Annotated in this window: 30 protein-coding genes and 1 pseudogene; 11 read left to right on the top strand and 20 right to left on the bottom strand. The window is 70.4% G+C overall.

What is annotated here, in order from left to right:
* Nucleotides 1-291: 291 nt before the first annotated feature.
* The 4 genes from ACFVXJ_RS26565 (at nt 292) to ACFVXJ_RS26550 (ending at nt 3445) form a co-directional block, all read left to right on the top strand.
* Nucleotides 292-591 (top strand): hypothetical protein, encoded by a 300-nt coding sequence (locus tag ACFVXJ_RS26565; RefSeq protein WP_389665377.1) that lies wholly within the window; start codon nt 292-294, stop codon nt 589-591.
* Complete coding sequence (locus tag ACFVXJ_RS26560; protein ID WP_389665375.1) at nt 501-1211, top strand: hypothetical protein; 711 nt, start codon at nt 501-503, stop codon at nt 1209-1211. The genes ACFVXJ_RS26565 and ACFVXJ_RS26560 overlap by 91 nt, the downstream gene beginning before the upstream one ends.
* Nucleotides 1212-1870: 659 nt before the next feature.
* Entirely contained in the window at nt 1871-2062 is a 192-nt protein-coding gene (locus ACFVXJ_RS26555) for a hypothetical protein (RefSeq protein ID WP_389665374.1), read from the top strand.
* 411 nt (nt 2063-2473) lie between these two features.
* Complete coding sequence (locus ACFVXJ_RS26550) at nt 2474-3445, top strand: hypothetical protein (protein WP_389665372.1); 972 nt, start codon at nt 2474-2476, stop codon at nt 3443-3445.
* A 64-nt stretch (nt 3446-3509) separates the two neighbouring features.
* On the opposite strand, the gene ACFVXJ_RS26545 is transcribed toward ACFVXJ_RS26550, so the two are convergent.
* On the bottom strand, nt 3510-4937 hold the full coding sequence (locus ACFVXJ_RS26545) for a competence protein CoiA (protein WP_389665371.1): 1428 nt from the start codon (nt 4935-4937) through the stop codon (nt 3510-3512).
* Between the two features lie 1204 nt (nt 4938-6141).
* Between ACFVXJ_RS26545 and ACFVXJ_RS26540 the strand changes: the two genes are divergently transcribed.
* From ACFVXJ_RS26540 to ACFVXJ_RS26510, 7 genes and pseudogenes are all read left to right on the top strand, one after another.
* The gene (locus ACFVXJ_RS26540; RefSeq protein ID WP_389665369.1) at nt 6142-6933 is read left to right on the top strand and encodes a hypothetical protein; all 792 of its coding nucleotides are present in this window, start codon (nt 6142-6144) and stop codon (nt 6931-6933) included.
* Between the two features lie 331 nt (nt 6934-7264).
* Nucleotides 7265-7396, top strand: a pseudogene (locus tag ACFVXJ_RS26535) (IS630 family transposase); the annotation flags it as partial.
* Between the two features lie 507 nt (nt 7397-7903).
* The gene (locus tag ACFVXJ_RS26530; RefSeq protein ID WP_389665368.1) at nt 7904-8200 is read left to right on the top strand and encodes a hypothetical protein; all 297 of its coding nucleotides are present in this window, start codon (nt 7904-7906) and stop codon (nt 8198-8200) included.
* Between the two features lie 43 nt (nt 8201-8243).
* Complete coding sequence (locus ACFVXJ_RS26525; RefSeq protein WP_389665366.1) at nt 8244-8522, top strand: DUF6233 domain-containing protein; 279 nt, start codon at nt 8244-8246, stop codon at nt 8520-8522.
* Nucleotides 8523-9190: 668 nt separating this feature from the next.
* Nucleotides 9191-9469, top strand: coding sequence for a hypothetical protein (locus ACFVXJ_RS26520; protein WP_389665364.1), 279 nt, complete (start codon nt 9191-9193; stop codon nt 9467-9469).
* Nucleotides 9470-9911: 442 nt separating this feature from the next.
* Nucleotides 9912-10298: a replication/maintenance protein RepL gene (locus ACFVXJ_RS26515; protein ID WP_389665363.1), complete on the top strand. Its 387-nt coding sequence runs from the start codon at nt 9912-9914 to the stop codon at nt 10296-10298.
* The gene (locus ACFVXJ_RS26510) at nt 10295-10762 is read left to right on the top strand and encodes a hypothetical protein (RefSeq protein ID WP_389665361.1); all 468 of its coding nucleotides are present in this window, start codon (nt 10295-10297) and stop codon (nt 10760-10762) included. Before ACFVXJ_RS26515 ends, ACFVXJ_RS26510 begins: the two co-directional genes overlap by 4 nt.
* A 239-nt stretch (nt 10763-11001) precedes the next feature.
* On the opposite strand, the gene ACFVXJ_RS26505 is transcribed toward ACFVXJ_RS26510, so the two are convergent.
* The 19 genes from ACFVXJ_RS26505 to ACFVXJ_RS26415 form a co-directional block, all read right to left on the bottom strand.
* A complete protein-coding gene (locus tag ACFVXJ_RS26505) occupies nt 11002-11922 on the bottom strand; it encodes a hypothetical protein (RefSeq protein ID WP_389665360.1) in 921 nt (306 codons plus the stop codon).
* Nucleotides 11923-12030: 108 nt separating this feature from the next.
* Nucleotides 12031-12510, bottom strand: coding sequence for a hypothetical protein (locus ACFVXJ_RS26500; RefSeq protein ID WP_389665358.1), 480 nt, complete (start codon nt 12508-12510; stop codon nt 12031-12033).
* Nucleotides 12510-12716: a hypothetical protein gene (locus tag ACFVXJ_RS26495; protein WP_389665356.1), complete on the bottom strand. Its 207-nt coding sequence runs from the start codon at nt 12714-12716 to the stop codon at nt 12510-12512. The genes ACFVXJ_RS26500 and ACFVXJ_RS26495 overlap by 1 nt, the downstream gene beginning before the upstream one ends.
* Nucleotides 12717-12738: 22 nt before the next feature.
* Nucleotides 12739-13017 carry a hypothetical protein gene (locus ACFVXJ_RS26490; RefSeq protein WP_389665354.1) on the bottom strand — a complete coding sequence of 93 codons (279 nt, stop codon included), beginning with the start codon at nt 13015-13017 and terminating at the stop codon, nt 12739-12741.
* 13 nt (nt 13018-13030) lie between these two features.
* Nucleotides 13031-13708, bottom strand: a complete 678-nt coding sequence (locus ACFVXJ_RS26485) for a GGDEF domain-containing protein (protein WP_389665352.1) — start codon at nt 13706-13708, stop codon at nt 13031-13033.
* Nucleotides 13709-13800: 92 nt separating this feature from the next.
* Nucleotides 13801-14103, bottom strand: coding sequence for a hypothetical protein (locus ACFVXJ_RS26480; protein WP_389665351.1), 303 nt, complete (start codon nt 14101-14103; stop codon nt 13801-13803).
* A 102-nt stretch (nt 14104-14205) separates the two neighbouring features.
* Nucleotides 14206-14514, bottom strand: coding sequence for a hypothetical protein (locus tag ACFVXJ_RS26475; RefSeq protein WP_389665349.1), 309 nt, complete (start codon nt 14512-14514; stop codon nt 14206-14208).
* Nucleotides 14515-14527: 13 nt separating this feature from the next.
* Nucleotides 14528-14737, bottom strand: coding sequence for a hypothetical protein (locus ACFVXJ_RS26470; protein ID WP_389665348.1), 210 nt, complete (start codon nt 14735-14737; stop codon nt 14528-14530).
* Nucleotides 14734-15000: a hypothetical protein gene (locus ACFVXJ_RS26465; protein WP_389665346.1), complete on the bottom strand. Its 267-nt coding sequence runs from the start codon at nt 14998-15000 to the stop codon at nt 14734-14736. Before ACFVXJ_RS26465 ends, ACFVXJ_RS26470 begins: the two co-directional genes overlap by 4 nt.
* A complete protein-coding gene (locus tag ACFVXJ_RS26460; RefSeq protein ID WP_389665344.1) occupies nt 14997-15956 on the bottom strand; it encodes an AAA family ATPase in 960 nt (319 codons plus the stop codon). Before ACFVXJ_RS26460 ends, ACFVXJ_RS26465 begins: the two co-directional genes overlap by 4 nt.
* An 89-nt stretch (nt 15957-16045) precedes the next feature.
* On the bottom strand, nt 16046-16213 hold the full coding sequence (locus ACFVXJ_RS26455; protein WP_389665342.1) for a pRL2-8: 168 nt from the start codon (nt 16211-16213) through the stop codon (nt 16046-16048).
* Nucleotides 16213-16551 (bottom strand): hypothetical protein, encoded by a 339-nt coding sequence (locus tag ACFVXJ_RS26450; RefSeq protein ID WP_389665340.1) that lies wholly within the window; start codon nt 16549-16551, stop codon nt 16213-16215. Before ACFVXJ_RS26450 ends, ACFVXJ_RS26455 begins: the two co-directional genes overlap by 1 nt.
* The gene (locus ACFVXJ_RS26445; RefSeq protein WP_389665338.1) at nt 16548-17132 is read right to left on the bottom strand and encodes a hypothetical protein; all 585 of its coding nucleotides are present in this window, start codon (nt 17130-17132) and stop codon (nt 16548-16550) included. Before ACFVXJ_RS26445 ends, ACFVXJ_RS26450 begins: the two co-directional genes overlap by 4 nt.
* 127 nt (nt 17133-17259) lie before the next feature.
* Nucleotides 17260-17586, bottom strand: a complete 327-nt coding sequence (locus ACFVXJ_RS26440; RefSeq protein WP_389665337.1) for a hypothetical protein — start codon at nt 17584-17586, stop codon at nt 17260-17262.
* A gap of 228 nt (nt 17587-17814) precedes the next feature.
* On the bottom strand, nt 17815-18279 hold the full coding sequence (locus tag ACFVXJ_RS26435) for an RRQRL motif-containing zinc-binding protein (RefSeq protein ID WP_389665335.1): 465 nt from the start codon (nt 18277-18279) through the stop codon (nt 17815-17817).
* Nucleotides 18280-18635: 356 nt separating this feature from the next.
* Entirely contained in the window at nt 18636-20969 is a 2334-nt protein-coding gene (locus ACFVXJ_RS26430; RefSeq protein WP_389665333.1) for a hypothetical protein, read from the bottom strand.
* Nucleotides 20970-21068: 99 nt separating this feature from the next.
* Nucleotides 21069-21449 (bottom strand): hypothetical protein, encoded by a 381-nt coding sequence (locus tag ACFVXJ_RS26425; protein WP_389665331.1) that lies wholly within the window; start codon nt 21447-21449, stop codon nt 21069-21071.
* 21 nt (nt 21450-21470) lie between these two features.
* Nucleotides 21471-23288, bottom strand: a complete 1818-nt coding sequence (locus tag ACFVXJ_RS26420; RefSeq protein WP_389665329.1) for a hypothetical protein — start codon at nt 23286-23288, stop codon at nt 21471-21473.
* A 138-nt stretch (nt 23289-23426) separates the two neighbouring features.
* Nucleotides 23427-24011, bottom strand: a complete 585-nt coding sequence (locus tag ACFVXJ_RS26415) for a hypothetical protein (protein WP_389665327.1) — start codon at nt 24009-24011, stop codon at nt 23427-23429.
* Between the last annotated feature and the right edge of the window lie 33 nt (nt 24012-24044).

The following is a 24044-nucleotide window of genomic DNA, read 5'->3' as shown; positions in this document are numbered from 1 at the left end:
TGTTTCCCCAGAACGGCGGGGCCGTTGGCCAGGCGGCAGCCCCGGTCCCGCGGCAAGAACGTGCTCACTCACCCGATGGAGGCAGCCCTCGTCGTGGCGCCTTGACCCATTGGCGCCCCACGGATTTCATCTGCGCGGGCTCGTGAACGCCCGGCCGCGCGATGGAAGACGCCCCCGCACCCCTTTCGCCGAGGACCGGCCAGAAGCATCACCACCCGTACGACACCTGCTGGCCCACCTCACCAAAGCGCTCACCGCCGGGGGCCGGTGCGGCGCGGAACAGCGACCACGATGCCTCAGGCCACCCTGGCCCTCACCGACGACCGCCGCCGCTGCACCGGCGAATCCCACCAAGCCCTCCACGCACTCCTCACGGACACCGACCAGCCGCTCACCATCCCCACGGCCCGGCACCCGGAGCAGGCACAGCTGGAGGCCGCAGTCTTCCTCGCCTGCTGCAAGATCGGCAGCCTCTCCGAGCACCCCTGGGCATCGTCCAGGTGTGTCCTGAGGAAGACCGGCTCACCCTTCGGCTCCTCGACGAGCCGTACGTCGTCCACCACTGGGCCGAGTTCCTCCTCCCCCGCCTGACCGGCGAGAAGAGCGACGACCCACAGGACCGCGTCTTGGGGGTGGCCGGCCTCCGCTACAGCCGCGAACGCGGCGGCATCCGCCTCCACCGCCCCGGCATGCCGACCCGCATCCTGCTCACCGGCTTCAACCCGCGCTGGTGGGAGCGGATCGCCGACCGGCTCGCGAGCGACTACGGCCTGCTCCAGTCCGAACCGGACTGGACACCCACGGAACGAGCCGCGTACACCGCGGCCGTGAGCTCCCCGTTCGAACCGCCGTCGCTCTTTTCTCCCCTGCTGCGCCGCATCCGGGCGACAGCCGGCCCCAGTCCGTTCAACGGAACCGATGCCTGGCACGCAGTCGGAGGATCCTTCCGGCTGGAGACCACCGACGGACCGCCGTGCCCCGAACTCATCCGGCTCCTCGGTGACGGCCCCACCGGGTTGGGCTGGAAAGTCGATCACAAGAGCTGCACCTGCCTGTGCGACCACACCCACTCCGGCATGGGCTGCACCATCGACTTCCTCGAACCCACCACGGGCCAGTTCGTGTACTACTCCAACCTCAAGTGGAACCACACCCACAGCGACCGCCGCAGCCAGTCCATCACCGACTTGAATCGACTCGCTTTCGCCTGATCCCGCCGCGCCGACGCTCGGCGATCAAGGGCAGGCCGACTTCGTGTCAGGGCAGGTGCCTCTCACCGGCCGCCGTTTCAAATGGAAACGGCGGCCACGCCCCTGGCTAGTGACCCTCAGGCGAGGGCGTCGCCGAGCAGCTGGCGCGGGGCACCATCCAGGTGCTGGTGGAGCAGTTGGACGCGGGAGTCACCGCGGACCCCCGGCTGCTCGCTCCGACGCTGGCTAGTCAGACCGAAGAACGCGTCCTCCCCCTCGCCTGCCCTCTGCCCCTGCTGGCATTGGCAGGTGGCACCCGGTAGTCGGCACCCCCGAACAGGGCAAACCGGCGAGCATCCTGTAGCCCCGTCCGACCCGGCACCCGAGCCTTTTGACCTGCCATCATCACGCCACCGTAGCGACGCACACAGCAGGCCAAGCGCCCCGGGCACTCTGCCCGACACTGGCCCACGCAGCACCCTCCTACCCCTCCACACATATAAGTCCGGCTACTCACCAGTCCCGAAACATGCTCTGACCAGTCAAAATGCAGGACCCTCGGAAATACGCCTTCCCCCTAGGCTTCCCCCCAGGCGTACCCCACAGGTTTCCCCCGAGGCTTCCCCCTCCAGGTTCCCCCCAGTTGACCGAGGCGGAGCCAGCGCAGGAAGACTGGCCGCATGATCGAGCGCCGCCCACTGGGCACCGGCCCACGCCCCACCACACCCACCACCGAACCCCACGGTGCGCGCCGAGCCCGACTCGCCGCCGAGGGCACCGACATGCTCCCGCCCGCCCAGGGCGCCACCGACGAGCACCAGGCCATCCCCGGCCGGCGAACCTTCGGCCCCGGTACCACCGCCGCTCCGTGACTGACCCACCAGGCGCGCCCGCCCATCCCGCCTCCTCCAGGCCAGAACCGGGCGCGCAGCTCACCCACCGCCGCGCACCACTCGTCAGTCACCACTCGTCAGTCACCACTCACCAAAAAAGTCACCGGACAACTCACCGGTGACCGCCCTTCCAGGTCAGGGCACGCCGGGACAGGCCGTAATCGAGCGCGGCCGCGGCGGCCGAGGCTGTGTCTCGTGCGCGAGACGGGCCGGTGCGTACGCCCGCGACCACGAAGAGCACCTGACCTTCGCAATTGACGCCGTCGGCGCACGGCGAGTCCAACATGTTTCGCCTTGGTGCCCAATACGGTGTCCACGCCGCCCGCACCGCCGCCCGGTGCGCGGCGTGGGCGGCGGGTATCGGAGATGCAGGACGGGAGGAAGACCGGGATGACGCAGGCCGGGGTGAGCGAGCTGGACGAGCGGGTGCCGGGTCGGCGTTGGACGGTGCGTCTGGACGCCGCCGGCCGGGGCAGCACGGCGGTGCGTATCTCGTGCAGCCGGCCCGGCTGTGTCGAGCAGCGTCTGCCGTCCGCGGCCGTCGGCCGTGCGGCTGCGGTCGCCCACATCAAGGCCCACCTGCGCGCCGCCCCCGCCCCGAGACCTACGGCGTACTGCGCGTGCCGGCTGGACGACTGCCGCACCCATCTTCCCAACACCGGCCGGCCACGTACGGAACCCTGGCGGTGCGGCGGCCCCGTCGTCCTGGCCGTGGTCACCGATCGGGAAGGCCGCTGGTGGCAGGTGCTGGAGTGCTGCTCCCGATGCGCGGCCGCCACCCCCGGAGCGAAGACCGCGGCCACCTCCCAGGCACCCACCGCCCCGAACCACCCGACCACGACCCCAGCCACAGCCCCGGCAGAGGGCGCGGGTACGGGCGTGCCGCAGCTCTCCGACCCACAGGCCGCCGGCCCGGTCCTGGCTCCCCTCACCACCCCGGCGCGGCGCCGCCCGCCACAGGCGAAGATCGCCCAGCGGGTCATCCCTCACGACCTACGGCCCGTCGTCCTGCGGGACGAACTCGTCGAACTCGGTGACCTCTTCCGCGCCTACGAGCAGCGCGACGAGCCCGACCTCGCACTGCTCGCCGACCTCCAAGAACGCAAGGCCCGCGCCTTCACCACCTGGGCCGACGTCACCAGCGAGGGGGCCCTGCGGTGGGAGGCCCGGCGCGCCGAGCAGGCCGCCGCCACCGCCCGCCTCCAACACCAGCAGCGCACCGGCAACACCAGCAGCGCACCGGCAACATCACCGGCGACTTTTGATACGTCGTCAGAGGGTCCGAGTTCAACCGTCGCCGAGAGTGTCCGGGGGACAGATGGCGGCGAGAGGACGTCAGCGCCCCCGGTGGCCTCCCGCTGAGAAACGGGCCCCAGCTCATGTGATCCGGCCGTTGTCGCCGGGGGAACGCTCGACAACCCCCAGGTCAGTACATGGTGAGCTGCTCGTGCTCGGGAAGGTCGAAGTGCGTGACCTGTCCTTCGTGGCCGGCCTCTTGCAATTCCCGGGCTTCCTGGGCGCTTCGGACGAGAGCGTGCTCGGCCGCCAACTGGGGTGAGGCCGCAATCAGGCTGGGGCATGGGCGCACGATCCCGTACAGAGAGCGGCTGCCGCGCTTGCCCCGGGTGTAGAGCGGTACTCCGTAGGCGTACTCGCGTGACATGCGGGGGGTCTCGGGCGCCTCCACCCACTGCTTGTCCTCGCGCCAGGCGCGTTCGACGATTGCGGCGAACAGTTCCTCGGTCTGCGGCTTCGACAGCCGACGCCACCACGCGTTCGCTGCCTCCAGGGCCTGGCGCTCCTTCTCCTCCTGCTCGGCTTTCTTCCGGGCCAGGCGATCTTCTTCCTCGGCCTTCTCACGGGCACGGCGCGCGTCGGCTTCGGCCCACCGGCGCTGCGTCTCCTCCCAGGCGATGCGGTCCCGTTCTTCCCGCTCCTTGCGCAGGCGCTCCGCTTCTTCGGCCCGCCGGGCCCTCTCCCGCTCCTCCAGTTCCTGCTGGCGCCACTTCTCCGCCTCCTTCCTCTCCTTCTCGCGGGCTTCGCGCTCCTCCCTCGCTGCCTGCTGACGCTGGCGCATCAGCTCGTGCTTCGTCTGGGCGTCGACCGACTGCCGCGAAGTCCACCACCGGTTCCGTCGGAACCCGACCCACTCGTCGTCGATGACGCGGTACACCCTTCGGTAGCGCGGGAAGCTCTCGGCGGACACGAGCTGCCCGTGGAGCACCCACCGCACGAACTGCCCCAGCTGCTCCTCGCGAAAGTTCCAGCCGCCCTCGGAGTAGTCGAAGCCAGCGACTCCGTCGTCGACCACCCAGCCCTGGCCCCTGTCCTGAGGTGCGTGTACCCGGATCGCCGGCACTGCGCTGATCCACTGGGGTGGTTTCTCGTGCGGGGACACCCAGCACACCCGGATGTCCTCGGCCATGTAGCGCTCGGTACGGGCACGGATGTCGTCCACTGTGATCGGCGAGAGCTGGGCCTCCCAGGCCATGCGCTGGCTGCCGTCCGTGGAGGTGGCCATGACATCGGCCCGCCAGGAACCGTCCTTGGCTGGCACCTCCAGCTCGGCGAACCACCCGGCGTCCCGGATGGCGGTCGCCATCTCCAGCTTGAGCATGTGGTGCTCCGGGGACTCGTTCGTCAGGCTGCACGACGGCGGCCGCCCGGGGTCGTGGCAGAAGTAGCGCACTCCGTACTTCGAGACTTTGGCGTGCAGGCCCCATGTGCACTCGGGGCAGGTGAGCGGCGGGCGGGGGCGGGCCTTGTGGATCTGCGACCAGTCGAGGCCGTGCCCAAGGTCGTGGAGGGTGGCGTTGAGGCGGCCGAGGTCGGCGTGCAGCGCGGTGAAGGGCATGAATCGCATCTCCTGGCGATCCGGGCGTATTTCGCGGCGTATCTGACAGGCCACCAGATAGCAGGGGGTACTGACAGCGGCTCCTCAAACGGACTAGCCGGCGCTCCAGTACCGAAGACCGCTACTAGGCATGTGCCGCCCAATATGTGCCTCCGGGACGTCTTGGGCCCCGCCATGCCGTGGACTGCGGACGGATGACCGCTTCTTCGGACCGCTGCGCGCGCGGCTCGGGCCCGGCGCATGGCCGCGGCCTCGGTCGCCGCGGCCATCGCCTGCTGGGTCCGGATGCTCTGCTCGCGGAGGCGTTCATGCTTCGGCCCGGCCCTGGGCGAAGTTGGTCTCGGGCTCGAGGATTCGGGTGCGGATCTGTTCCCCTGCGACTGGGGCGATCCGGGTCCGCTGAGTGGGTGGAGCGGTGGGCGCGGTGCCGGGCAATGGCCTCGGGGTAGCCCGCGGGCAGCTCGTAGGGCTCTGTCCGAGGCGGGACCGGGGCTGGGATGATGTGGGCCGTGATCCCGTCCTCCTCGCGTAGTTCGTCCGCTCCAACCTGGTCGGGCCGGAGCACGAGAACTGGCTGGCCGGACACCGGGCCGCAGCCGCCTACCGCCGGCGCGAGGAACGTCTGAATGCGCCCTACGAGCACCGCGAGGGCCCCGCCCGCTCGGCCGGTGGCTGTCCGACCAGCGCTGGGCGCTGCGGCCGGGATGATTCCCGCCGAACGCGCGGCGAGCACGACGCCCTCGGCATCGTGTGGGACCCCGCCGACGCCGGCTGGGAAGAGAACCTCGGCGCCGCCCGCGCCTACTTCACCCACACTGGCACCCTGGCCGCGCCGTCACCGCGACCATGCTGGAACCCAGTGGGCCAGTCTCCAACGACCTCGGACCGAACGGGTGGCTGTCTCCGAAGCCTCGGAGAGCCCGACCTCGTCGTTGTGGCTTTCGGCCTCACCGTGGCTGACCCCAAGTACGAGAAGCCGTAGGGGTACCCGCTCCGCTCCCGGGGGCTGACCCCACCTCAAGTGGGTGGTGTTCCCCAGTGACCAGTCGACCGCCGATGCGGAATGGTGACCGAAATGACAACGGCATCACAACCTACCGGCGCACAGGGACACCTCGCTCCTGGGACCCCCCGCGGTCTTGTGCCCCTTTCGCGATCCGCAGGCGTCTCCGGTCGCGCACTGGCTCTCCTCGTCGCCCTGGCCGTGGCCTTCGGCGCCGCCTTCGTCGTCGCCCCTGGCCCGTTGGCGGCGAGCGGGGGGTCGGGTGGCAACGGCGTCAATCAGCGCAACCTGACCGAAGCCCTCCGCCAGGCGTTCGTCGCGTACTGGAGTTCCGGCGACCGGGATTTCCCCCCGGGCCTGGACAGGGTCGTCGACTACTGGTTCCGCTACCACGTGGCCAAGGCCGTGATCGCCGCGCTCCTGCTGATCGTGCTCGTAGCGCTCGGCGTTCTTCTATGGCAGGCGTTCCTGAGGGCCGGCAGTCTCAGGGCGCAAAGGAGGGCGGCCCTCGCGTCCGCTTGTGTTCTTGTCACGCTACTCGCCCTGTTCTCGTCGGCGGCGGTCATGGCCAACGTCCAGGGGGCGGTGGCGCCCTTCTCTTCGTTGCTGCCAATGCTGGGGGGCGGCGCGACCGACGCAGGTCTCGCCGATACGCTCGACCAGGTCAGGGAGCAACTGGCCGCCTCCCGGAGTGCGGGTGACCGCACCCCGCCCGCCCTCGGCGTGATGATCGACGACTTCGCCCGTTACCACGTGGCGATGGCCGTGATCGCCGCGATCGTGGTGACCGTCCTCGTCGGCATGAGTGTGGCGTCATGGAAGAGGCGCGCGCGAACGGAGCCGTCCGACAGGCGAACGAGGCGCGTGTGGGGGTCCTTCGGTGTCCTCTCGGCGTTGTTGTCGCTGGTCTTGGCCGTTGTCGCGGTGGCGAACACGACCACCGCGACAGACCCGGCACCGGCCCTCCTGGCCTTCTTCGAGGGCGGATGGTGACGCGGCTCGCCGGCGATCGGATTCACGTTGTCCACCCGACCGCCCCCCGCCCATGCGTGCGATTTTTATGTGTCTCCGGCAGGCGGGCAGGAGAACACGCCCGTTCCACGACACCCCGCAGGAGGTCCGGCCCCGCGCTCCGGTACGCGCTCACCAGATCCGTACTGTGCGTGCGGCAACGGCGCACGACGGTGGCGTCCGGGTAGTCCTCCGCGATACCCCGCAGCGCCCTGGCGCTCTGCGTCGTCCGTGGTCAGGTTCCGGCGAAGCCTGGTCACCGTCCGCTGCGCCGCGTACGCGCAGCGGTAGCCGCCCGCCCGCGGAGGCCACTGCCGTCATGGCCCTCGACCGACTCGAAACCCTCGTCCGCAACCGCCTCAAACGCCTCCAATACCGGCCCCACACCCTCGACGGCTTCATAGCCGGCACCGGCCTCACCCTCGACGACCCAACGTCACCTTGAAGGGCCGAAGTCAGTAAGAGGACTCCACGATAACGCGGCCGATGGGCGAGGTCTGCCGTGATCGAACAACCGACCGTTGCGCGCAGCGGGACAGACGGCCTGCCTGGTCAGGCCAACGCGGCAGCATGCACGCGCGCTCCCCACAGCCGGCGGCGCCCACCGTGATGCGAGACGGGTGGCTGGCCCGGCGAAGCGCACGACTGGCTTACGCGGGGCGGTGCTGCTCCAGCCTCAGACGTTCTCTGCACCCCGCACACAAGGGGTTCCCGCCGACCCCGTACCTATGGGTGGTGGTCTGACATCGCCGGCACGGGCCCGCCTGATCACGCGCCCAGGTGACGGGTTGGGGCCGCGGCGTGGGGGTGCTCATCAGGGGGTTCCTCTCGGTGGAGCGCTGGGCGGCACTGTAGTGAACCGTTTCGCCGTATCGGCATTCCCACGCTCGGGGCAAGGGTTACACAGGGATGAGTCTCGCACAGATATTCGAACACCTGTTTTACTAAGTGGATGCACCTGCTCCACTTCCCCGATGATCTGATCCACCTCCAGCAGCAGTGGACCCGCACCTACAACCTGCTCGCCGTTCGACCGGAACAGGGCGGCGCGGAGCTGCGGCGGAAGCTGATCCGGCTCTCCTGTGAGATCAGCGCGCATCCGTTCTGGCGGGCCGGCGGGTACAGCGCGGTACGGCGCGTGGAACTGCGAGAGGCTGCCGAGACCGCCCCAGGTGGGGAGCCGGAGCTGGTGGTGCGCCACGCCAACGGCACCTTCACCGTGACCGACCCGCGGGCGCGGCCGTCATGAGCGGAACCAAGGAGCGGCTGGAGCGGTGGAGGGCCGTTCAGGCATGGCTGACCTGGCAGCAGCACCAGCGCGCACCATCGCCGCGCTGGAGGCGGCCCTGGCCGAGGAGCAGAACCGGCTTCCGCTGCCGCCGCCTCCGGACTGGAAGGCGGAGGCGATCCGGACCCCCGGCGGCCCGCAGGTGCTGCGAATCCACATCGGCGCGTGCCGGATGGGCAAGGGCAAGCCCATCGAACGCGACCAAGCGCGCCGGATGCTCGCCGAGGGCGTGGAAGCTTGCCCGTACTGCGGCCCGGACACTGCCCTCGGCATGACCACCTGACCAAATAGCAGCCTGGAAGTCCAGACTCCTGCGTCCCTCCCGGCAACTGGTCCGAACCGTCCCCTGTCCCCGCTGCACCGCCCCCGCGGGTCTCCCATGCACCGACGACACCGGAGGCCCGCGCACCGCGAATCACACGGAGCGCGTCGATGCCTACACCGGTGACTCCTGAGTAGGGCTGGCCCCGCGAACACCTGTGGGGTGGAGATGTCGTAAGCGGATCACTGCTCAGCCACAGAAGGCGCGCCCAAAGGATGCCGAGCATGCGGTCTGGGGTGCAGGGGCCACCCGCACCCCAGACGGCACCAGCCACTGTGCTGCTTGCCTCGAACAGTGACCACTTCACATCCGTACTGTTCCGGTCACCTCAAGCCGAGGAAGCGAGCACCGGAGCGAAGCGGAGGGCGCAGCCAACCCGTGGGGCCCGCACGTGGAGACGGCGAGTGCTGGGGCTGTTCTAAGAGGGGGGAACGGAAAGTTTGCTGGTCAGCGTGCTGTGCGCGACGTCAAGTGTCAGTGCAGGGCTGACATATCTCACCGCCGTGTGTCAGTAGGTGCTGACGTATCTGGGGTTGTTGGTGGCAGTACTGCCGCCAACAACCCCAGGATCGGACTGTTCTGACATGGCGTTTGGTGGCAGTACTGCCACGAAACGCCATGTTGGGGACGTGGCGCAGCGATTGCAGGTGATTCCGCCCGGCGTGGGCTGGCTTCGACGTGTCATTGGTCGGCCGTGGAATGCCGAACTGGCGCAGACGCTCCGGCCCGTCATCGACGCGCTGGACACGGTCATCGCCTGCCGGCTGTGGGGCGGCGCGCTCGACGTCAAGTCCCTGGGAGGGCATCCGGCGGTATCGCGGGCAAGCCAGGGCACCGACCTCACCGCTTCATCGGCCGGTTGCCGCGCCCCGGTTGGTGAGTTTTCAGGCTGCCAGCCTCGGTTGTGACTCTTCCGTGACTCCAGCCGGATCACTGTAGTGATGATTCCGGTGAGGGCGTGGCCGTTAAGTGAGCACCAGGAGATACGTCGGCACAGCACTGACAGATCTCAGAGTTTCGTGGCAGTACCGGCACGGTGTCCGTGGCAGTACTGCCACGGTGCACTACCCTGCTCACTGCATGCCAGGACGATGAGGGGCCCACCAACCCATGAGCGCTGGTACTGATCCCGTAGTTCCGCTTCCACCCCCACGCCGGCGGCGACGGCCGCTACCGCCGCCAGCTGCGCTCCCCCGACCGGGGCAGCCGCTTGACGTCCCGCCAGGACACGGCGCACACGTCTACCCGCTGGCGACCTCCAACGCCTTCATCGGCGGGTCCTACAGCATGGACTCACAGCGGTTCATGCTGTGGGCGTCGCAACGGTACAGCGCCCCGGATGAACGGTTTGTGGCGATCGTGCTGCTGGCGCTCATCGGCTTCCAGGAAGTCGGCGGGCACATCACCAAGACCCAAGAGGAGATCGGCAAGCAGGTCGGTTACAGCCGTGCCCACGTCGCCTGGGCGCAGACCCTGCTGATGGAGGATGGCGTGTTGCGCCGAGTGCGGAAGGGCGTGTACCAGCTCGTACCCTCCGCAGTCCTGCGAGGGGGCGTACGGACTCCGGAGCAGGGGAAGCGTAAAGTGCCGGGCAAGCCCGAACGAGTCCACCAGCTCGACCTCCTCAAGGAGATCCTGGAGGACCCCAACGCGCCAGAGGCATTCAAAGCCATGGCACAGGTAGACGCTCAGCTGCCGGCAGGACCTCGGCAGACAAAGAGGAAGGGGACGGAATGAACGCCACGGCTCGCCTTGCGAACCAGCCCGCCGCGTATCAAGGCAATCCCTACACGTACTTTGCCTACATTCCGCGACTGCCCCCCACTGCCTACGCACTGCTCCTGTACATGCTCACCCAGCAGCAGCCCGGTGGCCTTGTCCGCGCCACCCATGATGAGCTCGCCACCGGTCTCGCCCTGGACCGAGGCGTCATCAGTCGAGCCATGCCCTACCTCGTCGCCGCGCGCCTGGTCTACGTCGTCGGCCGGGGCAAACTGCAAATCCATCCGATGCTGGCCGTCTACCCCACGGCGCAGGACCGGCACGCGGCACTGTCCTCCCTCGCCCGTGAGGACCGGCTCGACGTCGGCCACTTCGAGGACGAGTACGAGAAGCGCCTCGCCCGGCACCAGGAAGAAAAGGCTCGGAAAAAGGCCGAACAGCGCAAGGCGCCCGCCCGCGGCCACCTGCGCAGCGTCTGATCCTGCCTAAAGCCAACCGGTCCAGTGCTCTCGATCTGCCGTTTCGAGTGCACCCCCGCCTCGCCATCCGCGAAACCGCGTCCGAGTTCTGCGGGACGGTGGGCGACCCCTGAAACGCAAAAAGGCCCGGCCCCCCCGCATCTGCGGGGGAGCCGGGCCTTCGCTGTCAGGCTGCCCAGGTCGCGGGTGCCGTCATCGCCTTCGTGGGTCTGAACTCGTACATGGCCGTGGTCGTGCGCTCACCCCCCGAGGGCGGCGGTCATGAGCGCAACGGCGTCGACCTTGTACGGGTCGGTGTAGCTCTGGTGGTCGGTGACGTCGAACGGCGCGCTGGTCGCGGTGACCGTGCAGTCGGGGACGGTGATGGCCGCCCTGCCCCCCAGCTCGGTGTTGAGACGGTCGGCGTCGCGGGAAGCGAGCAAGGTCTGGGTATAGGGCCCGAGGCGCAGCAGAGTGTAGCCGGTGCCGTCGGGGCGGCTGGCTTCGACGTGGACGGCGTAGTGGGCGGGGGCCATGCCGACGTCATCGGGGAGGGGCTGGTTCGCGGCGGCGTGGGTGAGCATCGTGTAGGCCGGCTGCCAGGCGCCGAGGATCGCCGTTGTCCTGCAGCGCAGCCAGCCGCGGTCGGTGTAGCCGAGCCGGCGGCCGTGGAGGTGGGCCGCGGCGTGCGGGGTGTCGGGGTGGACCAGGGCGGCGGCGATCGTCTCGGGGCCGTGGTCGTCGCCCGGGCGGGGGTGCGCGCGCTCGATGAACGGGCCCACCTGCACCGCGATGTCTTGGCCAGCGCCGGGCGTCCAGGGCTCTGGGGTGCGCACAGCGGCGAGCATCGCGCGGAACGCGTCGACGACGGCCTGGTCCTCGGCGGTGAGGGGCGTGCCGGGCGCGGCACCGCAACGGCGGAACATGCGAAGGATCATCGGGTGGTCTCCTGGTCGGGGGTGGGCAGTTCGGATGCCGGCGGGCGTCTTGAGCACGCGCGGCAGGTGGACGTGGAGTTGCTCGACTTCGACCTCGCGCCCCCGGTAGCGGACCGCTTGGGCTGCAGCACGGCGCCCGGCCGGGCAAGGCTGGGCGCCGCGCTCCGGGTCGTGCCACTGGGTGGTGGTATCGGTGACCACGAGGAGCTGATCTCTACCGAGGCCCATGACGACCCCGGCCATGGGTACCCTGCGCGCGCTGGGCGGCGGCATACTCGTCGGCAGGCCGGCAGCCGCAGAGGTGGCTTGCGGGGAACCGCTCCAGGACGGTGCGCTGCGCGGTGGCAGTCGTCATCGCGGCTCGCCGCCGTTCTCGAACGCGCCGATCAGGGCGCCGATCTCATCGGGACTGGCCGCCTCACCGACCCACGTCCCGAAGGCTGTGAAGACCGGGACCTGTTCGCGGTCGGCGTCGAACACGACGACGTAGATGCCATACCGCTCCAGCACCATGTGAAGGAGCGGGCCCGGGGCGGCGTCCAGGACCTCCAGGGCGTTGACGGTGAGCTGCCTGGGCGCGTCCCGGTCGTCGGGCTGAGCGACCGTGCCCGAGACATGCAGGAGGTCACCGGGCTGTATCTCGGTGAGGAGCGCGTTCGTGAGGGCGGGGTCCGCGGTGGTGCAGGCGAACACCAGGTCCGGGGTGTCGGGGTCGGCGTCGTTGCCGGGGGAGACGATCAGATCAAATACGGCAGTGCCCCCGCTGGCGTCGCCGGGGGCGGGGATGGCGTCGACGTAGCCGTCGACGGCGAGGTGCGTCTGGGGGTTCATCAGCTGGCCTCCGCCAAGGTCTGGTGGGTGCGAGGAGAGCGGGGTCGGGGGGTGTGCAGGGCCCGGAGCAGGTCCTCGGTGTGGCGCTGCTGCTCTTCGGGGGTGAGCTGTCGAGGCCTGGGGTCGTACCGGTGCCACATCGGGTGCGGCGGCGGTTCGGGGTAGGCCAGGGCCTGGTGGTCGTCGTACTGCCGAGCGCTGTTCATGGGGGCCTCCGGGTGGAGGGGTTCACGCGTGGTCGTCATCGCGCTGGCGCTTGGCCTGGACGTCGGAGGCGAACCGGCCAAGGCGGCGGGCCTCGGTGGGGTTCGCAGCAAGCCAGTTCTCAGCACACGCCTTGTGGACTGGCTCCCCGTGGTGGGAGCGCATCGGCGTGGGCCCCTCGCACAGGGCGCAGGGGCGGTCCTGCCAGCGGTCGAAATGCCGGCTGTCGCGCCAGTCCAGGACGGCGCCGGGATCCGGGATCAGACCCGGTTCCCACGGCTGCTTGTCTTGGGGGCCGGTCACGGTCGCAGGCCCGTCACGCTGCTCGCCCCCACACAGCCGTGCCCGGCCTGCCTGCGCGGCGCCCGTTGGCGGAGGGCACCCTGGCGTGCGCGGCAGTGGCGGTGACGGGGCGGCCGGAGTGTTTTCCGTCGTAGAGGGCGGCGTCGGCGGCCCGCTGGAGTTGCGACAGGTCCCGGCTGCCGATCACGTCAGGAGTCGCGGCGCCGACCGAGGCGGCGACGATGGCCGTGCGGCCGTCATCCAGGCGAACCGGTGCATGCAGCATCCGGACCAGCTGCTCCAACCGGTGGGCGCGGCGGGCCGGGTCCAGCTCCAGGACCAGGGCGAACTCGTCGCCTCCGAGCCTGCCGATCGCGGCGCGCGGTCCCGCCCAGGCGGTGAGCCGGGCGCCGAACGCCGCGAGAACGGCGTCCCCGGCCGCGTGGCCCATCGAGTCGTTCACGGCCTTGAAGCGATCGGCGTCGACCATGATCACGGCCGTGCTGTCGCCATGGCGGTCCAGGATTCGCCGGGCGCGAGCGGTGTAGGAGTCACGGCGCAGCAGGCCCGTCAGCGGGTCGCGCTTCGTGGCGGCGAGCTTCTTGTGCAGCGCGACGGCGTGCACCGCCCAGCCGGTCACTGGCACGACGGCGGTAGCGATCAGAAGGGTGCGCGGGCCGAACCGGCCCGAAGCGTGCAGGACGGAGTCCATACTGGGGATCTCCCTCTCGTCTCGTACGGGTTGGGTGGGCCCGGGGCGGTCGACGTGGTTACCAGGCCGATGGCGGCCGTCCCGGGGCAGAGCTACAGCTCGAAGGTGTGGGGCTTGGCCCACGTGTTGGGGTTCGTCCAGTGGCCAGCGGTCGCGGCGGGCCAGTCGAGCTCCCAGCCGGGCCGGTAGCCACAGGCTCCCCAGCCGTCCGGCCGTCCGTGGGGGATCTCGCGCCCGGCCTCCTGCGCGGCGCGTGCCGCGTCGTAGACCTCGCGGGCGATCCGTACGGCGGTGCTGCGGCTGTCGGCGCGGCCGGTGAAGACGTGCCCGCCTTCGAGGCCGGGCTGCTCGGTGCTTCGTATGGGGACGTCCACCTCGAAGTAGGGCAGCGGCATGACGTCCATCTCCTCTCTGTGTTGAGGGGCCACTGCGACCGCCCCGGCCCCGGCGGGTGCGGGGTCCGGGGCGGCACAGAGTGCGCTCAACTCATGCAGGGGTCAGCTGGCCGTCTCGATGGCGTCGCGCAGGTGGGTCCGCGCGCGGGCCATGAGCGCGGGCTGATCGGCGCCTGGCTCGGTCAGTGCGTCGGTGAGGTAGGTGGCGGCGGAGTCCAGGTCGTCGCTGGCGTCCTTGAAGTTGCCGAGGCTGGAGTCGGCGAGGACGTCGCGGACCTCTTCGACCAGGTCGATGAACCGGTTCGGGGTGAGGCCGCGCGGCGGTTCGCTGCCGATGAGGGCGGCGAGCTCCGCGGTGAAGCAGGTGTCGAGCGCGGTGAAGGTGTCGGCCTGAGCGGTCTGGACGGCCATAAGGGCCTCCTTGTCAGAAGTCGAGCCGGATGGTGATGGGGGTGCGGCGGTCGCCGTAGTCACGGCGGGGGTTGTGGACGGTGCGGCGGTGCGCGGTGAGGCCGGCGCCCCCGCCCTGGATCGGGAGGTGGCAGTCCGGGCAGCCGCGGAACCAGTCGTCACCGGGTGGGAGGTCGGCCGGGGTGAGGGGGTGCGGGTGCGGTCCGTCGGCGGCGCGGCTCACCTGCCCTCGCCTCCGGCCGGCTGCCGGTCGGCGAGCGCCAGGAGCTCCGCGGCGAGCTCCGGCGCGGACAGGATGGTGCGCAAGATCGAGGCGAGGCCGTCGCGTTCGATCGGGTTGAGGCGGTCCCACACCGCGTGGGCGTCACCGTGGACGCCGACCGCCTTGAGGTAGTCGGTCTCGGTGGTGGCGGTGTGCGCGGTGCCGCACCGGCCGCATCGGAAAACGGCCTGGTCCCAGCCGCACGTGGGGGTCGTGGCCGTCATCCGCTGATCGCTTCCAGGGCCTGCGCTTCGAGGTCGGCGCGGCCCTCGGGGTCGTCCTCCTGGTCGTCGCCGTCGTTGGCTCCGTGGACGGTGCAGACGATGTCCTCGTCGTCGTCCAGGTCGCCGTTGAGCGCCCGGAACAGGCAGGTGACGCTGTAGGCGGGCACCCAGGCATAGCCGGTGCACTCGTCGTCGTGCGGGCACGGCACCATCACGTCGAACCCGACGTCGCCCTCGCCGTCCACGTCGGTGCGCAGGGCGAGGGTCAGGTACATCTGACCGAGGCGGATCTCCGCAACGCGGTCGCCCCCGGCGACGTTCGAGCCGTCCTTCCACCGCCACAGCGGCAGGATCTCCTCGCCGAAGGTCCGGCGTACGAGGTTCAGTTCGCCCAGGCCGTCGCTGCCGTCCAGACCGAGGTCGGCTTGCCGCGTCCCGCTCAGGCGCTCCAGGAACGGCAGCAGCCGGTAGAGGCTGTCGGAGAAGACGACCTCGGGGAAGCCCTCCGCCTTGAGGGTCTGGTGCGAGTCGACCATGTCCTGACGCTGCTTGACGACCACGGCCTCCGGCACCGTGCGGTTGGCCGGCCTCGGTCCCTGCCGCTCGATGCAGACGCTGCCGGGCGTGGCGACCATGACCGCGATGGGCAGCATGTCGTGCCGCTTGGCGGCGGCGACCAGCGGCTCCCTGGCAGACCTGGTGACATTGGTCGCGTCGACGACGGTGAACAGCCGGCGGCGCATCCTCGCCTCCAGGAGCAGGTGCAGGGCGGCCACCGCGTCGCCGGTCGCGTCCTGGTCGCCCGCGTCGTCGCTCACGACCTCGCGCAGCGCGTCCAGGGACAGGACCTGCGAGGCGGGCCAGGTGCGCGCGATCGTGGACTTCCCGGCGCCGGACGGGCCGATGAGGACCACCAGGCTGTTCGCGGGCATCTCCGGATAGATCAACTCGGTCATGCGAGATCTCCTTGCGAGTGAGGGCGCCGGGCAGCCCGATGAGGCGCTGCCCGGCGAGAGGTCGGTGAGGGGCGGCGGCTTCCCGCCCGTCAGCGGACGATCATGTGGTCGGGGTGGCCGTGCTTCATGTGGTCCACGCACTGCGGGCAGTCCTCACGCGGACCGAGCCCGGCGTGGGCCTGACGGCTGGCGTACGCGTGGAACCAGCACTGCGTGCACTCCCCCCGGGGCGGGTTCGTGGCCTTCGCGCTCGCCATCAGCTGTCTCCCTGCGGGTGAAGGGCGCGGGCCGCCCAGATGAGGCGCTGCCCGGCGTTGTCGGTGATCAGGGCGGCGGCCTCGTGCAGCGGGCAGGAGGCGTCACCGTCGCGGTCAGGTTCGACCCGCTCAGCCCGGCGGGCGGCGGCGGTGACCAGCTGTGCGAGGAACGGGATGAACCCGCCGGGCGGGTCGGTGTCCTCGATGAGCTCGCGCAGGATCGCGGCGAGCTCCTCCTGGTCGACGTCGTCGGCGCTGAGGTCGTCCTCAATCTGCTGGAGGGCCAGGGAGGCGATGCCGACGGCGGCGCGGACGCGTTCGATGCGGGTGCGGGTCACCGGCGGGCGCCGGGGCGGGTGGTGAGCCAGACGGTGACGGCGGCGGCGCCGACTCCGATCGCGCGGTGCAGGGCGGCGTCCAGCTCCATCCACGAACTGCCCGGCCCGTTCACCTCCCGGGTCAGCGTGCCGTCGTCGGCAAGGCGGACGGCCTGGCAGTGCTCGATGTAGCCGGTCTTCTTGGTCTTCTTCGCCAGCCACAGCAGAGCGGCCCCGCGGTCGATCGCCGCGTGCGTTCCGGCGTTGATGGCCGCACCGGCGAGCAGCGCGGTGGGCGTGACGCGGTAGCCGAACACGCGGGTGATCGCGATGGTCACCCCGAGCTGTACGGCGGTGTACGAGGCGACATGGGAGGCCACGGCACGCCTGCCGAGCGTGGTGGTGGTCATGGTCGGGCGGGTGGAGTCCGGCGTGGCGGGGGAGCCGTCGGTGTGGACCAGGTCCTTGCCGTACAGCCGCTTCCTCGAGGCCGTCTTACTGCCCTGGACCCAGTGGTCGCAGGCAGGATGCAGCTCGCCGAAGGTCGCCAGCAGGGTTCCGAAGAGGGCCAGGCGCTCGGTGGTGAGAGGCAGTCGGGGCATGCTGGGGTTCTCCTGATCTCGGATTCGGGTGAAGGGAGCGGGGCGGCCGGCCTCTTTGCCGATGCTGCGGTCGCCCCGGTGTGCGGCTCCGCCCCCGGCCTGCGTGGCCGGGGGCGGAGTTCGTGCGTCAGGGCCGGCCGAAGGGCTGGACGGTGAAGCGGGTGCCCTGCCCGGAACTGGTGGGCGTCGCGGTGAGGAAGCCGGGTTCGGCCTGCGCGAGGGACGCCAGCAGCGCCTTGATCCAGTCGGTGGAGCGCTGGACGTCGACGCGCAGCGCGTTGAAGTCGGAGAGGTGCACCGGGCGCGGCGCCGTGCCGTAGCGGTGGCGCCACAGCCGGGAGCGGATCAGTTCGACGGCCTCGGTGTCGTCAGGCCGGGTGGGCACGCCGCGCGGCATCGACCGGCAGGTCGTGGCGTGCGCGTTGGCGGCCTTGGCGGCCTCTGCCTCCGACATCGGGTTGTGGCCGGTGTTCTGGTCCGCGCGGTAGGTGCAGCCCAGGCAGGCGGCGGCGTAGTGCGCGGTGTTCCGGTCGGCGTCGGCGGTGTAGACGAGGACGGTCGCGCCCTCCAGCGCCCGGTAGCGCTGGCAGACGAGCGTCCCCTCCGGCGTCCACGTCTCAGGCGCGGCGGGGCGGTGCGGGTGAACAGCGGCAAGGTGACTCTCCTTCGAGGGTGTCGTTGATCAGGCGGCGAGCCGGTGGATGACCGGTGCCGTGGAGGCGAAGTAGGTGTCGGGGCTGGGCTCGTAGCCCCTGGCGCAGGGGTCACAGCGGCCCTGGGTGCGCAGCGGGAGGCAGAAGTAGTAGCGCCTCTGGCATTCCGGGCACGTGGACCTTGCGGCGATCGCCCGGTCCAGCGCCCATTCCTGCGCCATCGTCGGCACGCGCTTCGGCCGGGCGATCTTTACGTCGTAAAGCCAGCCCCTGGTCGGGTGGTTGCACGACTGGTCGGGCCGGTACGCGCAGTACTTGCAGCGAAGGACCGCGACCGGGCCGTGCCCGCCGGGGCTCAGGCCCCGCTCGCGCAGCTGGCGTCGGGTGACCAGGTCCTCGGGACAAGAGCGCCGGTCGTACTCAGGCAGGGTCGCGGTGCTGCGCGGCACCTTCTTGAGCTCGCGGCGGCGGCCCTTCTTCCGAGGGCGGGGCATCACCGGCTCCGGGTACCGGGGAGCCGGTGGGGGCGGTGCGGGTAGCGGGGGCCGGGGCGCTGCGGGCGGGGCCGGCCGATGCGGCGGCGCGGGCGGGGGATGAGCACGGGTTGTCCTCCAACAGGGTTGATGGCGGGCAGTGCTGCGCCCCGCCGGCGGAAGGACCGTCGACGGGGCGGAAGGGTGAGGCGTGCGGCCGGGCGGCCTGTCCGGTCCTCGCCGACCCCGAAGGCGGGTTGGGCGAGGACCAGGCAGAGCGTCAGGTCAGCGGAAGGACTGGGGGGCTTGGGTGGGGTTCATCACGGACAGGAACGGCGCGCCTCCCGTGTGGGAAGCGCGCCGTTGTGGGACAGCGGTCAGGCGGCCTCTTCGCCGGTCGCCTCCGGCCGGGGGCCCAGGGCCACCTTTGAGGTCTTTCCTGCCTTGATCCGGTGGATCTTTCCTGCCTTTTCCAGCTTGTTCAGCACGTTCGCGAAGGTCGACTCCGCCACCCCGCAGGCGGCCTGCAGCTGGCCCCGCTCCACGTAGTCGATGTCCTCGGGGTCGATCTCGTCGCCCTCGTCGACCATGTTCACGTACATGGGGTCGGACTCGTCACGGAGGGCTGCCAGGACCTTCTCCTCCGACGTCAGCTCCTTGGCCTTCGGGAGGTCGACACCGGCGAACGACATGCCCGCCTCGCCGGTCCCGCCTTCGCCGTCCTTCTCCTCGAAGCCGGGGATAGGCGTCATGGCCAGCTCCTCCATGCGCGCCTGGTCGCCCCACCAGGGCACGTCGACCGGGGCCATGATGTTCTCCGGCCGGATGTGCTCGGTGGCGTCCTCGAGGGTGTCGATGCGCATCATGCCCGCGCGCCCGCCCGGTGCCGCGACGTAGCCCAGGCCGAAGGTGCGGCGCGGGTCCGACTCCGCCATGGTCGGGTCGTAGACCAGCGCGTCGTCCTCCTCCACCCATACCGGCGGGATCAGAGAGGGGTCCAGCCCGTCGAAGCCGGGGGGCAGGTCGCCCAGGTTCACCTGGTCGCTGTCGGTGCGCAGGATGATCCAGGTCCCGCCGGCGATGAGGTTGGCACGGATGGCCTGCTCTCCGCCCAGCTGGTCCAGGTTGACGGTCTGGTTGATCAGGACCCAGGGCATGCCCATGGAGCGGGTCAGGGAGGCACCATCCTTGACGATCTTGATGGCCTCCTTGCGGTTCTCTGCTCCCGGGGCCAGCATCTGGGCGGCCTCGTCCAGGATCGTGGCGCAGTACGGCCGCATCGCGGACGGCTCGAAGTTCTTCAGGTCCAGGCGGGCGGCCTCGTCGATCCGGTGCTGGAGGACCCACCAGGACAGCCGCATGGCGCCCAGGGCGCCGTACTTTGTCAGGCCGCTGTAGGCGGCCATCTTCGGGATCGCGGGGTTGCTGGCGCCCTTGGGGTCGCCGTAGATCTGGGCCATCTTGTTGGCGTGGTAGGCCAGGCTGATCATCTGGCCCGTGCCGCCCTTGCCGGAGCCGGTGGTACCGGCGATCACGACGTGGAGGGCGCCCAGCTTCGGGTCGAACAGCTGGAGTTTCGCGGGGAAGCCGGAGACGATCTTCCCGATGTTGACCCAGCCGCCCTCGGTGGCCTTCAGCGAGTCCAGGCCCTGGAATTCGTGCCCGGCCTCCAGCGGGTTGTGGTCCATGATGCGGATGATCGCGCGCCTGGGGTCGCGCCGTCCCGGCTCGTAGGAGACGAGGTCGATGGAGCGGCGCAGCGCTCCGGCCAGCTCCCCGAGGTTGACGACGCGGGGAAGTGCGTCCAGGTCGTCGTCGGCCACGACGCGCGCCACCTGGCCACCGGTGTTCACGTCCTCGCCGACCTCTTCCAGGTGGGTCTTCGGCAGGACCCGCGCCTGGACGCGCTTCCAGGCGCCCTGGAGGGTGGAGGGGTCCAGCTCCGGGCGCTGGGTGTACCACACGGTGATGAACGCCTCCCCGGAGTGCGCGCCGTACTTCAGGGTGATGTCGTCGACGGAGCGGCCGAAGAGGCTGCTCACGGCTTCCTTCGACACGTTCACGGAGTCGCCCAGGGCGGCGGTGATCCGGCCCTCCCAGCGGTCCGCGTAGATCACGACATCGGAGAGGACCTGGTTGCGGTGGCGACCGTTCTTCGGGTCGCTGATCACGCGCCCCCAGGCCGCGATCATCTTGTCGGCCAGGGACACCGGGCCCGGGTCGCCGGTGTTGGCGGGGGCGGCCTGCCCGGTCGGCTGCGCCTGCTCCACCTCGATCTTCCGGTGGCCGAAGACGCGGCGCAGGCGCCAGCCGGTGAAGACGACCGCGGCCCACCAGCCCAGCGACAGAATCCCGGGCACGGTCGTCGGCTCGAAGACACCGGCCATCAGCGCCTCGGACGCCTCGGCTCCGCCCAGCTGGCCCAGCGCCAGGCCCATGCCGGTGGTGATCGTGGAGATCCCCATGGTGTCGCGGTGCGCCCGCGCGATGTCGATCCCGGGGAGCTGGTTCGCCCAGCGGCCCAGCCGGTTCATGTAGTTGGCGCCGGCGAACGTCGCACCGGCCAGGAAGCCGGCCCCGACATAGGCCGCCGCGTTCGGGTCCAGGTAGGGGGCCAGGATGCCCACCCCGACGGGGAGGGCGATCTGGAGCGCCGCGGCGGCGCGCTCCGCAGGCTCCGCGTTCGGCACGGTCTTGGTGAGGGTGGACATCGGGGGCTACTCCTGTCTGGATCCTGGGTGATCCGCAAAGGGCGCGGCCGGCCCGGAGGATGGACTCCCCGGGCCGGCCGCGCCGGTGGTGTGGTGGTGCTATTCCTGCTCGAACCAGTCGCGAGAGACCTTCTCCAGATCCGTCACGTCGGAGCGGTCGAAGGCTTCCTGGAACCCGGCGTGGGTGGTGCGGGCCTGGTCGCCTGCCGCCTTCGCGGCCTTCGCGGTGTCGGACGTCTTCGACGCGTAGGTGATCGCACCGTCCGACACGCCGCGGATGATTTTCGCGAGCTCCTGGCACTCCGCCAAGGAGTCGCGGTCCACGCTCTTGGCGCCCAGCGCGTCCGCGTCGGAGGCGGTGTCGTCGGCCAGTTCCTTGATGTTGTCCGCGGCCTTCTTGACGCCCTCCGCGTTGCGGGCCAAGGCCTTTTCCTTGTCCTGGGCCCTTTTGACGAGGACCTTGTACGTCAGCTCCGCCATGATCTTCTGTCCCTCCTGGTGCTACGCGGCGGGCGCGTAGGAGCCCTTGTCGTTGTAGAAGCGCAGTTCGGCTGGCTTCGTCTCGTCGCTGTCGACCACGGCCTTGTACAGCGGCGCGTACCGGGTCCCGATGTTGGTCAGGACGACCTTGCACATCTCCGCCGCCCGCTTCGCGCGCTTGTGGAGTTCGGCGGCCTCCGTCGCCTGGGCCTTCGCGGCGTCGGCCAGCTTCGTCAGCTTCGCGGCCAGCTTCTCGCCGCCTGCGACGGCCTTGGCCTGGTCGGCGAGCTCCTGGCAGTCCTTCGCCTCGTCCTCCGCCGCGGCCTCGAGTGACTTGCACGCGTCGGCCACCTTGATCAGGTGGTTCTCCTTGGCCTCCAGCTTGCGTTCGTACTGCTTGAAGTTGCGGAGCTCCTTGCGGCTGATCGACCCACGGGCGCCGTCCGTGCCCAGGGTCAGGGTGTTCGCGTCGATCTCCTTGACCAGGAGGGGCTTCACGTCCGTGCTCACTCCGTCGTCTCCTTCGTCCGGCGGGGCGATGACGATCGTGTGGCCGCTGCGCCCGGTCACCGTCGTCCCCTGCTTCGGGTCCTGCTGCTTCGCCTTGTGGTCGGTGTGCGCCTTGTCCAGCCGCGCGTGCTCTTTGCCGTTCTCCTCCTTCTTGTCGCGGTAGCCGTCCTTCGCGCCCTGCGCGTACGCCTTCACGTGGTCGACCACGTTGCGGACCGCGGAGCCGTCGCCGTGACCGACCTCCCGCGAACGCTGGAGCGGCGTCCGGTTGTCGGTCCCGTTCGAGCTGTGGCCGGCCGCACCGTTCTTGCCGGAGGAGCCGCTCGAACCGGATCCGCCGCCGCTCCCGGAGGAGCCGCGCGAGCCGGAGCCGCCACTGCTCCCGGAGGAGCCGCCCGAGCCCTGGCCGCCGCCGCCCTTCTTCAGGTCGACCTTCTCGCCCTTGCCCTTGTCGGCCTTGTCCTTCGAGCTACCGGAATTACCGCCGGACGAGCCGCCCGACGTCGATCCGCCGCCGTTTCCGGAGACACCGGCCTTTCCGTCCTTTCCAGCCTTTCCGCCGGATCCCGCGTTCCCCGAGGAGCCGTCCTTCCCTTTGCCCCCGGAGTCCTTCGGCCCCTTGGGGCTGGTGTCCTTCGACGAACCTCCGCCACCGTTTCCGCTGGTGCCGCGCCCGCTGCCGGATCCACCGCTCCCATTCGAGCCGGACGAGCCGCGCCCGCCGCCTCCGATGGCGCCGCCGCTTCCGCCGCGTCCGGTACCCGTGGAGCCGTTCCCGCTGGAATTACGACCCGAATTGCCGCCACTACTTCCGCCGGAATTGCGGCCCCCTCCCCCGGCCCCTCCTGAGCCGTTTCGGGTAGGAAGTCCAGGCGATTTCATGACCGTGGTGGTCCGGGCCTCTTTCACCTGGTGCGCACTGGCCCTGGCTTTCTCCAGGTCCAGCCGTTTGTTCGCGGTCCCGCCGCCCTTCGCCCAGCGGGTCGCGCCCGCCCGGATCAGGGTTTTGAAAACACCCTCCTTGTGCCGGGTACCGGCTGCGTCGGAGCCGGCTCCGGTCAGGTCCTCCGGGGCCTTGAACGACTCGCTGGTGACGCCCGGGGAGGAGCGGTCCACCACTCCGTCGGGGTCCGCCTTCGCGGCCGGATCGTCACCGTCCGGCCTTGCCCCGGCGCCGGTCGCGGTGACCGGTCGGGCGGGCTCCACCGCGGCCATCAGGGCGGCCATGATGCCGGTGTCCGCGGCGGGTGCCGGGGCGGTGCCGGCGGCTGGCGCGGCGGACGGATCGGGGGGTCCCGCGGGGACCGGGGGCGCCGTATCGGTCGCCATGATTTCCTCACTCTGCGTGTTCGTGGTGGTTCCCTACTCCTTACCTCCCAGCGGAGAGCAGCGGATCAACCGGACCATGGGAGTCCGATTGCGGCGCTCTCCGCCGGGAGGGAGGGAGTAATTAATCACCGTGCGTGACTATGCGTCGGCCTTCTTGCCCTTGCGTGCGAGCACCGCGACGGCCAGGGCGCCGCCGGCGACGAGACCCAGCAGGGCGGGGGAGTTGATCCCATCGCCCCCTGCGTTCCCGGCGCCCTGGGCGCTGCCTGCGGCCTGCATGCCGGACCCGTCGGCGGTCTCGTACTGCTGCTTGCAGTCCGCCACGACGGCGCTCCGCGGGGGCACGTACCCCTGGCCGGTCAGGGTGGAGGAGTCCTTCACGCACTTGTCGACGGCCGCCTGGATCTTTTCGGCGGAGGCGGTGGCGGCCTTCTTGTCGGTGCTCGCCTGCTCGTTCCGGATCCTCATTTCCTCCAGCTCCAGCTTCTTCATCTGGATCTGGAGGGCGGCGGCCTCCTTCTCGTCCTTCGCGACGGCCGCCGAATGGACCTGGAACCAGATGGATCCGCCGCCGACGATCGCCACCCCGGCCACCGCGACGGCGACCTTTCCACGGCGGGTCAGACCGGCTTTCTTGTGCACGACCGGCGTCCCGTACGGCCCTTCGTCGGCGCACGGGGAAGCGTCCGGAGCGCTGTTCCCGAAGGTCATTCCGGCCGTCATTCCGGCCTGAATTCCTTCGAATGCCCTCTCTTC

The sequence above is a fragment of the Streptomyces sp. NPDC058279 genome (genome assembly GCF_042881255.1).
In the GTDB taxonomy this organism is placed as follows: domain Bacteria; phylum Actinomycetota; class Actinomycetes; order Streptomycetales; family Streptomycetaceae; genus Streptomyces.
Note: the sequence above shows the minus strand (reverse complement) of the source record. Positions and strands in the feature narration are given on the sequence as shown.

Coding starts and splice junctions, on each gene's coding strand:
- ACFVXJ_RS26565 (WP_389665377.1), top strand. CDS start 292: ATGCCTCAGGCCACCCTGGCCCTCACCGACGACCGCCGCCGCTGCACC.
- ACFVXJ_RS26555 (WP_389665374.1), top strand. CDS start 1,871: ATGATCGAGCGCCGCCCACTGGGCACCGGCCCACGCCCCACCACACCC.
- ACFVXJ_RS26550 (WP_389665372.1), top strand. CDS start 2,474: ATGACGCAGGCCGGGGTGAGCGAGCTGGACGAGCGGGTGCCGGGTCGG.
- ACFVXJ_RS26545 (WP_389665371.1), bottom strand. CDS start 4,937: ATGCCCTTCACCGCGCTGCACGCCGACCTCGGCCGCCTCAACGCCACC.
- ACFVXJ_RS26530 (WP_389665368.1), top strand. CDS start 7,904: ATGCACCTGCTCCACTTCCCCGATGATCTGATCCACCTCCAGCAGCAG.
- ACFVXJ_RS26525 (WP_389665366.1), top strand. CDS start 8,244: ATGGCTGACCTGGCAGCAGCACCAGCGCGCACCATCGCCGCGCTGGAG.
- ACFVXJ_RS26510 (WP_389665361.1), top strand. CDS start 10,295: ATGAACGCCACGGCTCGCCTTGCGAACCAGCCCGCCGCGTATCAAGGC.
- ACFVXJ_RS26505 (WP_389665360.1), bottom strand. CDS start 11,922: ATGGCCGGGGTCGTCATGGGCCTCGGTAGAGATCAGCTCCTCGTGGTC.
- ACFVXJ_RS26500 (WP_389665358.1), bottom strand. CDS start 12,510: ATGAACCCCCAGACGCACCTCGCCGTCGACGGCTACGTCGACGCCATC.
- ACFVXJ_RS26495 (WP_389665356.1), bottom strand. CDS start 12,716: ATGAACAGCGCTCGGCAGTACGACGACCACCAGGCCCTGGCCTACCCC.
- ACFVXJ_RS26485 (WP_389665352.1), bottom strand. CDS start 13,708: ATGGACTCCGTCCTGCACGCTTCGGGCCGGTTCGGCCCGCGCACCCTT.
- ACFVXJ_RS26480 (WP_389665351.1), bottom strand. CDS start 14,103: ATGCCGCTGCCCTACTTCGAGGTGGACGTCCCCATACGAAGCACCGAG.
- ACFVXJ_RS26475 (WP_389665349.1), bottom strand. CDS start 14,514: ATGGCCGTCCAGACCGCTCAGGCCGACACCTTCACCGCGCTCGACACC.
- ACFVXJ_RS26465 (WP_389665346.1), bottom strand. CDS start 15,000: ATGACGGCCACGACCCCCACGTGCGGCTGGGACCAGGCCGTTTTCCGA.
- ACFVXJ_RS26460 (WP_389665344.1), bottom strand. CDS start 15,956: ATGACCGAGTTGATCTATCCGGAGATGCCCGCGAACAGCCTGGTGGTC.
- ACFVXJ_RS26455 (WP_389665342.1), bottom strand. CDS start 16,213: ATGGCGAGCGCGAAGGCCACGAACCCGCCCCGGGGGGAGTGCACGCAG.
- ACFVXJ_RS26445 (WP_389665338.1), bottom strand. CDS start 17,132: ATGCCCCGACTGCCTCTCACCACCGAGCGCCTGGCCCTCTTCGGAACC.
- ACFVXJ_RS26440 (WP_389665337.1), bottom strand. CDS start 17,586: ATGTCGGAGGCAGAGGCCGCCAAGGCCGCCAACGCGCACGCCACGACC.
- ACFVXJ_RS26435 (WP_389665335.1), bottom strand. CDS start 18,279: ATGCCCCGCCCTCGGAAGAAGGGCCGCCGCCGCGAGCTCAAGAAGGTG.
- ACFVXJ_RS26430 (WP_389665333.1), bottom strand. CDS start 20,969: ATGTCCACCCTCACCAAGACCGTGCCGAACGCGGAGCCTGCGGAGCGC.
- ACFVXJ_RS26425 (WP_389665331.1), bottom strand. CDS start 21,449: ATGGCGGAGCTGACGTACAAGGTCCTCGTCAAAAGGGCCCAGGACAAG.
- ACFVXJ_RS26420 (WP_389665329.1), bottom strand. CDS start 23,288: ATGGCGACCGATACGGCGCCCCCGGTCCCCGCGGGACCCCCCGATCCG.
- ACFVXJ_RS26415 (WP_389665327.1), bottom strand. CDS start 24,011: ATGACGGCCGGAATGACCTTCGGGAACAGCGCTCCGGACGCTTCCCCG.